The sequence below is a fragment of the Rhodococcus sp. NPDC057014 genome (assembly GCF_042673295.1).
Taxonomy (GTDB): Bacteria; Actinomycetota; Actinomycetes; order Mycobacteriales; family Mycobacteriaceae; genus Rhodococcus_F.
This window is the reverse complement of record NZ_JBHUSF010000337.1, coordinates 1-9499: the sequence shown is the minus strand read 5'-3', so window position 1 is coordinate 9499 and position 9499 is coordinate 1. Positions and strand designations below refer to the sequence as shown.

Here is a 9499-nt window from a genome sequence, read left to right as displayed (position 1 = left end):
CACAACGCATCCGGAACCAGCCTCAGTGACAACTCATCTACCACGCGTCACATTATGTCCCACACGTCACTTCATCCACATGAGACACGCTCTTACTGCGATGTTCCGGCACCCCGGTCACGAGGATCTGCTCCGTGCGGCGGCGACCGCAGCTGCTCGAATGACAGCGGCGGGACTCAGCCTCGCTGCTGACCAGCCGATGCGCGACGACTCCGACGTGCTGGTGACTGCCGTGACGCATCCGTGGCTCTTCCTGATTCCCGAGGTGGACGTCGCCGTTAATGCCGCGCTGCAGCGAGCTGGCGCGGAGTTGCTCATCAACAGCACGATCCTCGAGATCGAGAGCGAGGGGCACTGCCTCCCACTGGAACGACCTGAGCTCGTCGCCGAGCACATCGCCAGGTTCCTATCCGACCTGGTCCCGCCCCCTGCCCCCTGAAGCTCAGGCTGACAGGAACTGTGATCGACAAACTGCCGGTGTCCGTACCGTCATAGAAGTCAACTTTGCTCCCCGCGGGTGTTTCCGAAGTATGCAAAAGGGGCGTGCCAGGTGCCGCTTACATGTGCACGCCACTCACTGCCCGCTTTGTCGGTTCATCGACGAGACGCGTGCAGCAGGACATCCGGTCGAGTCGATATGCAACGGCTCACCACGTGCGGCGGCGAGGTCTCCCATGCAATCGGAACTGAAAACCGCAACACCGCCCAGCTGCACGTCATCGACGTGCAGCTGCCAACGCATTGTTCGGCACCGGCGTGACCGTGGAAGCGCTATACGGGCGCCGGAAGATGACCGTGCACCTTCGCAGTCGCGGGTATGGGGTGGCGGCCTGTGCCGTTGACCTGCTTGGTCGTATGAATCGCTCCCGGATCGAGTGGAGAACTCGTTGAGGCCACCTCAAAGTACCCGGGTGGGCGGAGCAGCCGAGTCTGTTCACCACATCATCACGATGAAGGATACGTTCGGAATTTCACCCCGCCTCGGGCGCGGAGCCGCGAACAATGAGTTCCGGCATGAAGCGCCGGTGCTCGAACGGAGCTGTGGGGTTGCTCAACCGCCGCAGCAACATCTCGACACCGACCTCCGCTATCTGTTCGACGGGCTGACTGAGAGTGGTGAGATCGAACAGGTTCCAGGACGCCATCTTGACATCGTCGTACCCGATTACCCAGATATCTTCCGGAGCACGGACTCCGAGTTGTGCGGCGGCATCGAGAACACCGAATGCGATGATGTCGTTGACACAAAACCATGCGTTGGGTGGATGGTCCTCCGCAAGGAGTTTGAGAGCCGCCTGTTTCGCAGCGTCGTGGAAGAACCCGCAGTCGATCACACGATTCGCGGGAACCTCGACGCCGTGCGCGCGCATGTAGGCCGCGAATCCGGTCAGCCGCTCACGTCCCGTGCTGGCCCCTTGCTGACCAAGGACCGCAACATCGGTCCGGCCGGCCTGGATGAAGTGTGCGGCCGCGAGCCCCCCACCAACGATATTGTCGCTAGTGACTTGGTCGCATCGCGCTCCTTCGATGCTTCGGATAACCAGGACCACCGGCAGCGCCGACATTAGCGCGGACTGCAAGCTGGGCGAGTCGCTCGAAGCAGATGTGAAGAGGACACCGTCTACAAGCCCGCCGCGCATCGCCTCGATGGCGGCTGCTTCACCAGAATCTGTATCGGTGGCCCACAAGACCATGCGGAGTCCATGCGTAGTAAGTGCCATGCCCAGGGCATCGATCAACTCAGGATAGAAGGGGTTGGTGATCCGGCCAGTGACGACGCCGACAGTTCCGGTGCGACGCGTGCGCATCGCACGGGCTTGCTCATTCGGAACATAGCCTGTGCTGTCCAACACGGACAACACTTTTTGGCGGGTCTCCTCACGAACGTTGGACTTGTTCGCCAGGACGCGGGAAACGGTGGTCTGCGAAACGCCGGCGAGGCGGGCGATATCCTTGCTCGTCGGCATCCGTTCCTCCCTGAGATCAACGTGGACTCGTATACATGATGCCCTGCGCCCGGCTCGGGCTGTCCAGGGGCTCTGTTAGGCCTGACTCGATGCGGTCTACAGACGGGCTCTCGTGCGGCGGAGGCAGCGGTTTGCGGCGGGAAGCGGGTTCCACGCAGATTCGGCCGCTCCGATGCGAAGCTTCTTCGTCCACTCAGCTTGCCGAACGGCCAACGGATATGCCGAGTTCCTCGCCGCACGCGTGTATTTGGGCCAGCAACTTCACTTTGAGCCTCGCCAAGGGCGATGTTCGTCCGCTAGAGTCTGAATACGTAACCATGTTTCGTGTTGACCCACAGCTTCAAGGAGGGTGTCCATGCCCGCGGCGCTCATCGTCCCCATTCGCCTGCACTATTACCAGTTCGACCAACAAGGTGTGGTCTTCAACATGTGGTACATGGCGTTCCTCGAGGAGGCACGCAATGCGTGCCTAGCGTCCGGTGGCTTCTCGCTCCAAGATCTGGAGGCGTCCGGACACGACATCCAGGTCGTGCACTGTCAGATCGACTGGACGGGCGCTGTCCGATACGGTGACCAGCTTGGGATCGAAGTCCGTGTAACGCGAATTGGCCGCACCAGCATATCCATGTCCTACACCGCACTGGTCAACGGTTGCGCTCGGGCGACTGCCGACGCCGTGTATGTGATCGTCGACGCAGCAGTCAACGGGAAGGCGGAGATCCCAGCGAGGCTTCGTCGGTCACTGACGGACATGCTCACGGAAGACGCTGCACCCTCGATCCGATGACGGCGCTGTCTCGAGCACCTCATCGAAGGAACCTTGGACTGGTTGCATCCGTCAGCGCTGCGTTCGCGCTTGATCGTGTCACGACGGGTTACGCACGCTCACCGACCGCGCCGACTCGCCCGTCAGGATCATCATTCATCCTTGACAACCGGCGTAGGTAGGTACTGGTGATGGCCATAGCACCCGACCTGATCGCATATTTGCCGTGTCGACCTGCAAGGACCCGTGCGAACTTGCTGAGCTGAGCCGCGCCGAGAGACGCCGCGGAGTGCCCCGCATCGACAAATCCACAGCCGCCTCATTAGATCCTGTTCTTATCCAGCATCATTGGACGATCAGGTTCAGGGTAACGCCGCATCACCCAGCACGAGGACCGGTTCCCGGGCAGGCCCAAGTCACGATGCCAACCATCCACCATCAACAACGATCTGCTGACCGGTCATGTAGGACGAGGCGTCACCCAGAAGAAACACGGCAGCACCCCCCAGCTCCTCGGGCGCGCCGAGTCTCCCCATCGGGATACGGGCGGTGATCCGGTCGAGCTGTTCGGCATCGTCCAATAGGTCAGCTGTCAGCTCAGTGCGGAAGTATCCCGGCGAGAGGGCATTTACCCGAATACCGATGGGTGCCCATTCCGTCGCAAGCGTCCGGACGGCTCCCAGAATGCCTGCCTTCGACGCGGTGTAACCCAGGGCACGCGGAATCGCGATAGAACTCCCGAGGGATCCGATGAAGACATGGCTCATCGGAGCGTCGCCGACTCGGTGCCGAACGAGCTCTTGGGACAGCACAATCGGAGCCTCGAGGTTGACTGTGAGCACCTTCCGCAGGGCGTCGCTGGCGAAGTCCTGGGCGTCGGCGCGATGCTGCACCCCTGCGGCATGCACAACCCCATGCACCTCTCGACCGCTGATGTCATGTGCAATTTCGGCAATCAGATCGAGATCTGAGAGGTCGGCGCAGTACACCTCGGCCTTGCCTCCGGCGGACTCGATCACTTCTTTCGTGCGTTGCAGCTGTGGTTCACTGCGGGCCACCAGAGTGACAGATGCACCGGCACCAGCGGCGGCCTCGGCGATTGCACGACCGAGACCACGCCCGGCGCCGGTGATCACGACGTGACGGCCGTGCAGGCCGACGGGCTCATACAGAGCGCACCGCGCACGTCTTTGTTCGCGTGTAGAAGCCCAAGGCCTCCAAGCCCTGCTCTTTGTAGGGCGATCCGGAGAGCTTGAACCCACCGAAGGGATGGTGCACATCCCATCCGGACGTGGGGAGGTTGACCGCAGCCTGGCCGGTCTCGATGTCCCGAAGGAAGACGTCCGTTGCCGCAAGGTTCGTGGTGAACAGAGCTGACGAGAGTCCGTAGTCGGATGCGTTCGCGAGCTCGATCGCCTCCTGAAGTGATGACACGGCTAGCACCGCGACGACCGGACCGAAGACCTCGTCGCGCCAGATGCTTACGTCGGCGCTATCGCAGTCGATGACGGTCGGTACCACGTAGCAACCGCGCTCGAGCGTGCTTCCTTCTCCCGTGTCGCCCCCGGTCACAACGGTGGCCCCTTCCGCCCTTGCTCGGGCAACATGCCCAATTACCTCGCTCTGTTGGTCTCGGCTGATGAGAGGCCCCACCACGGTGTCGCGTGCAAGGCTCGGTCCGAGTGTCATGGAGTCTGCGATGGCGACAAGGCGCTTGATGAAGGCGTCCTTGACCGACGATTCCACGAGGACACGACTTGTCGCAGTGCACCGTTGCCCGGCCTGGCCAAAGCCTGCTGCCGCTACGGTCTGCGCCGCCAGTTCGAGATCGGCGTCCGCCAGCACGATGGCGGCATTCTTGCCCCCCATCTCGCACTGGATCCTAACGTTGCGGCCCGCAACCTTACGTTGCAGATCGAGGCCCACTCGTGTCGAGCCGGTGAAGGTGATTGCGTCGATCTCCGTGGATTCGATGATGGCATCAGCGATCTCGCCGGCTTTGCCGGTTACAGTGGTGATCGCCTCGGAGGGAAGCCCAGCATCGAGTAGCGCACGAGTCAGTTCCAGAGCGATTGCAGGGGTGTTCGATGCAGGTTTGAGTACGACGGCATTGCCGGCCGCCAGCGCGGGGGCAAGCTTGCGCGCCGGGGTAAGCAGCGGGTCGTTCCACGGCGTGATCGCGAGGACCACCCCCACCGGCTCATGACGTACTGTCGTTGTCGTGTTCGGTCGGGCATCGTGGATCAAATCGCCGTACGGAAGTCGGGCCAGTCCGCCGTAGAACTCGAAGAACTCGGCAGACTTCGCCACCTCGCCAGTCGCCTCGGCAAGTGTCTTTCCGTTCTCGCGAGCCAGCAGCGTCGCGAGCTCTGCGGATCGATCTCGAAGAATCGCAGCGGTCTTGAACAGAATCTGGCCACGGGTGAGGGCGTTGGTATCCGCCCACAAGCGTGCTCCCTTGCGAGCCGTCGCGAGTCCGTCCCGCACCACATCCGCGGTCAGCGCTGGGACCCGCGCGATGACGTTGTCCCAGTCCGATGGCTCGCGAACATCAATGAGCGCACTCGATCCGGTCCAACTACCACCGATGTGCGCGTCGAACCGAATCGTGTCAGTCATGAAAGGTCTCCCATTGCAGTCCAGGCGCCGGAGAGGTCCCCTGTGCGCAGGTGAGAAAAGAGTCGAGCCAGACGCGCCGAGTCCAGCGGTACGGGGTTGGTCGGGCGCGGGTAGTCGCGGATCAGCGAGTCCGCCAGCGCCTGCACCTCATGTTCCGCCGTTCCGTACTTGGCGAGATCGGTCGGCAATCCAACCACACGGGTGAGGTCGTGTACCGCATCGGCGAGGTCGCGGAGCGTGACGTTGGGCTTCTTGAGAACCGCGGCCGCAAGGGCTTCGCCCTCCCTCGCGGGCATTCTCTGGTTGTAGGCAAGGCAGAAGGGCAAGGCGAGAGCGCACCCCACCCCGTGCGCCAAGTGATGGCGAGACGCCAGGACGTAGCTCATGGAGTGCCCTAGAACAACACCGGCATTCAATGACGCTCCCGCGAGAAACGACGCGTAGAGCAGCTCGGATCGAGCTGAAACATCGCCCCCGTATGCTGCCGGCAATCGCGCAAAGATTCTCTGAGCGGCCTCACCAGCAAGCGACCACGTCAATTCATTCGAGGTGGTCGACATCATGGACTCGATCGCGTGCGATAGCGCGTCCAGAGCGGTCGCCGCCACTACCTCAGCCGGCAGTTTCGAAACCAGATTCCCATCAAGAACGGCAATCGACGGGACGAACTGAGGACTCAGAACCGCTCGCTTGGCCCCGTCCACGGAGAACATAGCGACCCGAGTTGCCTCAGCTCCGGTACCGACCGTGGTCGGCACCAGTACCAAAGGGCCGAAGTCGGGCACGGCAGGGATCGGTCCCCTGAGGCCCTGCATTGAGGTGCCCGACGCAACGTGATAGGTGGCCAGCTTGGCAGTGTCCAGCGCACTTCCACCTCCAAAGCCGATGAACGCGACGGCATGCGCCTCGTTTGCCATGGCAGCTGCCTTCTCGACGATATCGAGCGACGGTTCCCCTGCGATCTCGGCGAAGAGTCGCGGCTCGTACCCGGCCTCCGAGAGACCCTCGAGCAACGCCGATGTCAAGCCGTTCTCGTGGACGACTCTGTCCGCAACGACGAACACCGCTCCCCTGGCGACACCGCGTGCGTGCAACAGCTGGCCCACCCGGCCGGAGGATCCGGTGGACCGAACAAGCTGACTGGGGAAAAGAAACTCTGAAATCTCGGTATCGGGCACGACGCACTTCCTCTACTTTGCTACGGCTATTCAATGGATACGTAACCATTGAGGCGGGTGTCAAGACCATGATCGTGCGCGGGGGACATGACAGCGTTCGCTGAAACGGATCTGGCACCACTTTGCGTGAACCCGTTGGGGCACTGAACTATCGGACACGCGCCTCGGCCCTGAAACACCAGGGGCATGCCAACACTCCAGCCTGGCGCGAATAATGAAGCGCCGCACTACACCATGCCCTGACATCAGCGGTGGGTCTACGCTGCAACGATTCGGTCTACCAACTCCCGTGCCAGGCTGAACGCTGACGTCGCCGCGGGTGACGGGGCATTGCGGACGTGCGCGACCGATCCTGATCGGGAAATCACGAAGTCATCGACGAGATTCCCGGCACGATCGAGGGCCTGCGCGCGAACGCCTGAGTGGAAGGTGCCGTCGAGTTGGTTGACATCGAGCGACGGAACGTATTGGGCGGCGGCTCGCACATAAGCCCGTTTGCTGACTGCGAGTCGGATCTCGTCGATGCCAGTGCGCCAGTACTTCCGCGCAACCTGCCAAGTGCCGGGCCAGGACAACGTCTCCCAGACGTCACGTCCACGCATGGTGCGGAACAAGTATCCGTCGCGCGAGGGTACAACCATGGCCGTCGGACCGAGCATGACGTGGCCGGACATGTGCTTTGTGACATGAACTCCGAGGAATGGCAGCGTGGGGTCCGGAACCGGATAGACCATCCCTCGCACCACTGGCTCCGCCTGTTGCTCCAACCTCAGGTAGACGCCGCGGAAAGGCACGATACGGGGACTCACGTCGTCGCCGGAAGTCCGCGCGATGCGGTCGGACCACAGCCCTGCGCAGACGATGACTTCGTTGGCCTCGACAGGCCCCTTGGCCGTGTTCACCCGACACGATGTTCCCTCGGTGATGCCGAGCACTGTGGTACCGAAGTTGAAGGAAACTCCCTGCTCGACCAGTTCGCGATGGATAGCACGCGAGACCTCGGCGTAGTCGATGATGCCCGTGTTGGGCGCGTGAAGCGCCGAAAGTCCAGTCGCGTTGGGCTCGATGTCGCCGATCTCATTGGCGCCGACACGGCGCAGACCGGGGACACCGTTCGCGATGCCGCGCTCCTCGAGGGCATCCAGGCGCGGTATCTCCGACCCGTCGATGGCCACGATGAGCTTTCCGCACCGCTCGTGCGGAATACCGTGCTCCTGGGCGTACTCGTACATCCGTGCTGCGCCTTCAACACATAGTCGAGCCTTCAGAGAGCCCGGCTCATAGTAGATGCCGCCGTGGATGACACCCGAGTTGTGACCGGTCTGGTGCGCGGCCACGTCAGTCTCCTTCTCGATGACAGCGACGGCCGCCCCGGGGCGACGGATGAGCACTTCCCGCGCCACCGCGAGCCCCACGATCCCGGCACCCACTACCACCACATCGAACTTCGCCATCAACCCCTCCTTCAGCATTGCGGGACGCCTAAACCCAAATGAATACGTAACCATGCCGTGGTGTTCCTTGGCAAGATCGTCGGAGTGAATCCTCTGACCGTTCCGATCCGTCGATCCACACCGAGCCCTGGCGGTTCAACCACCAGGGCATCGTCTTCAACATGTGGCACCTCCGCGCCCGGAGGGCGCAGCCGCCTACTTCGAGGTGGCCGGATTCTCAAGCGCCAGGAAAGTTCGGACGCTGGTATAGCGGCATGATGCCGTCGTCACCGGCGATGCGGAACGCCTCGGGTTTCGCCCTCGGCGCCGCGTCGATCGAGCGTGCCCTACAACAGCTCGCGGGTTCCGCAGCCCCGGATTCGCAACCGAGCGCGCGGCGTCGCTGTCGGTCGGGTCGTTCATTCTTTCGCTGGCGGAGGATCCGCCAGCTCTCTGAGAGCGGTTGCCAGATCGAGCTCGGGCCACCACCGGCGCCGTGAACGCGGCCTTGTCACTCGCCTGCGGCCGACCTCAACCGCTGTCCATGAGCCCGCGTAGAGGCGGCGATCAGTTCGTCGAGGGATTCCATGGTGCCGGTGAGACTGGAGATGTGCTCGGCGAGCCGGTCACGTGCCTGCGCCATTCGCATCAGCGCTGTGGCGGAGTTTTCGGCGTTGGGAGTGTCGACACAGGGCAGCATCTCGGCGATGGTGCGGCTAGACAGACCTGCGGCATACAGCCACTGGATGAGCTCCACCCGTGCAACCTTGTCAGAGCTGTAGTGCCGCTGCCCGCCAGGGCTGCGGGTGCTGGTCAGCAGCCCTTGCTGCTCGTAGTAACGCAGCGACCTGACGCTGACGCCCGCGCGTGACGCCAGTTCACCGATGCGCATGCCGCCCCCTCCCTATGACCTGCCACACACGGCTTGCCTCTGACACCAATGTCAGGTTCTAGCGTAGCTGACGTGCCCAGCATTCGGGCGTGCCGACCGGTACCTGTCCGGCTCGGCAGACCAACAGACAAGGAAATGGATAGTGACCGACCTCCAAACCCTCCTGGACGAGCGAGAGATCACCCAGACGCTCTCTCGCATGACGCGGATCCTAGACAAGCGCGACTGGGACTCCCTTGACACCGTGTTCGCCGAGGACCTCACCTTCGACTACGGCCGCGGAGAACGCGCTGGCATCAAGGAGATGCGAGCAGAGGTCAGCGGCTTCCTGACCAACTGCGGACCGACCATGCATCTCATCGGAAGCGGATTGATCGACGTCGATGGTGACACGGCGTCGTCGGAGGTGTACGTACTGGCGCGTCACCAAGGTGCCGAAGGACGCAGCCACTTGTACTTCGACGCTGCCGGCCCGTGGATCGACAGATGGCAGCGCCGTGCGAACGGTTGGCGCATCGTCCGGCGTGACATATCAGTGAACGTCATGCAGGGCGACCCAGCCGCACTCGGCTCAGACACTCTGCCCCAGGCCTTATCCGAATAGCAGAAACCTTCGCCCAACCGACCTAGACGAAGTGCGCGAC

9 protein-coding genes are annotated in these 9499 nt (G+C 62.6%); 3 read left to right on the top strand and 6 right to left on the bottom strand.

The window, feature by feature from the left end:
- Positions 1 to 79: 79 nt before the first annotated feature.
- Positions 80 to 439, top strand: a complete 360-nt coding sequence (locus ACFTZB_RS38360; RefSeq protein WP_378440046.1) for an alpha/beta fold hydrolase — start codon at positions 80 to 82, stop codon at positions 437 to 439.
- Between the two features lie 532 nt (positions 440 to 971).
- Here ACFTZB_RS38360 and ACFTZB_RS38355 read toward each other — a convergent pair.
- Positions 972 to 1967 (bottom strand): LacI family DNA-binding transcriptional regulator, encoded by a 996-nt coding sequence (locus ACFTZB_RS38355; RefSeq protein ID WP_378440044.1) that lies wholly within the window; start codon positions 1965 to 1967, stop codon positions 972 to 974.
- A 355-nt stretch (positions 1968 to 2322) separates the two neighbouring features.
- Here ACFTZB_RS38355 and ACFTZB_RS38350 point away from each other — a divergent pair, with 355 nt between their 5' ends.
- Entirely contained in the window at positions 2323 to 2754 is a 432-nt protein-coding gene (locus ACFTZB_RS38350) for an acyl-CoA thioesterase (protein ID WP_378440042.1), read from the top strand.
- 395 nt (positions 2755 to 3149) lie between these two features.
- On the opposite strand, the gene ACFTZB_RS38345 is transcribed toward ACFTZB_RS38350, so the two are convergent.
- The 5 genes from ACFTZB_RS38345 to ACFTZB_RS38325 all read right to left on the bottom strand — a co-directional run bounded on the left by ACFTZB_RS38345 (position 3150) and on the right by ACFTZB_RS38325 (position 8855).
- A complete protein-coding gene (locus tag ACFTZB_RS38345) occupies positions 3150 to 3869 on the bottom strand; it encodes an SDR family NAD(P)-dependent oxidoreductase (RefSeq protein WP_378440040.1) in 720 nt (239 codons plus the stop codon).
- A 28-nt stretch (positions 3870 to 3897) separates the two neighbouring features.
- On the bottom strand, positions 3898 to 5352 hold the full coding sequence (locus ACFTZB_RS38340; protein ID WP_378440038.1) for an aldehyde dehydrogenase family protein: 1455 nt from the start codon (positions 5350 to 5352) through the stop codon (positions 3898 to 3900).
- Positions 5349 to 6530: an iron-containing alcohol dehydrogenase family protein gene (locus tag ACFTZB_RS38335; RefSeq protein ID WP_378440036.1), complete on the bottom strand. Its 1182-nt coding sequence runs from the start codon at positions 6528 to 6530 to the stop codon at positions 5349 to 5351. The genes ACFTZB_RS38340 and ACFTZB_RS38335 overlap by 4 nt, the downstream gene beginning before the upstream one ends.
- A gap of 257 nt (positions 6531 to 6787) precedes the next feature.
- Complete coding sequence (lhgO, locus tag ACFTZB_RS38330) at positions 6788 to 7984, bottom strand: L-2-hydroxyglutarate oxidase (RefSeq protein WP_378440034.1); 1197 nt, start codon at positions 7982 to 7984, stop codon at positions 6788 to 6790.
- Positions 7985 to 8474: 490 nt separating this feature from the next.
- Positions 8475 to 8855 carry a MerR family transcriptional regulator gene (locus ACFTZB_RS38325; protein ID WP_378440032.1) on the bottom strand — a complete coding sequence of 127 codons (381 nt, stop codon included), beginning with the start codon at positions 8853 to 8855 and terminating at the stop codon, positions 8475 to 8477.
- A gap of 142 nt (positions 8856 to 8997) precedes the next feature.
- On the opposite strand from ACFTZB_RS38325, the gene ACFTZB_RS38320 reads away from it, so the two are divergent.
- Positions 8998 to 9459 carry a nuclear transport factor 2 family protein gene (locus ACFTZB_RS38320; RefSeq protein WP_378440030.1) on the top strand — a complete coding sequence of 154 codons (462 nt, stop codon included), beginning with the start codon at positions 8998 to 9000 and terminating at the stop codon, positions 9457 to 9459.
- Positions 9460 to 9499 lie beyond the last annotated feature (40 nt).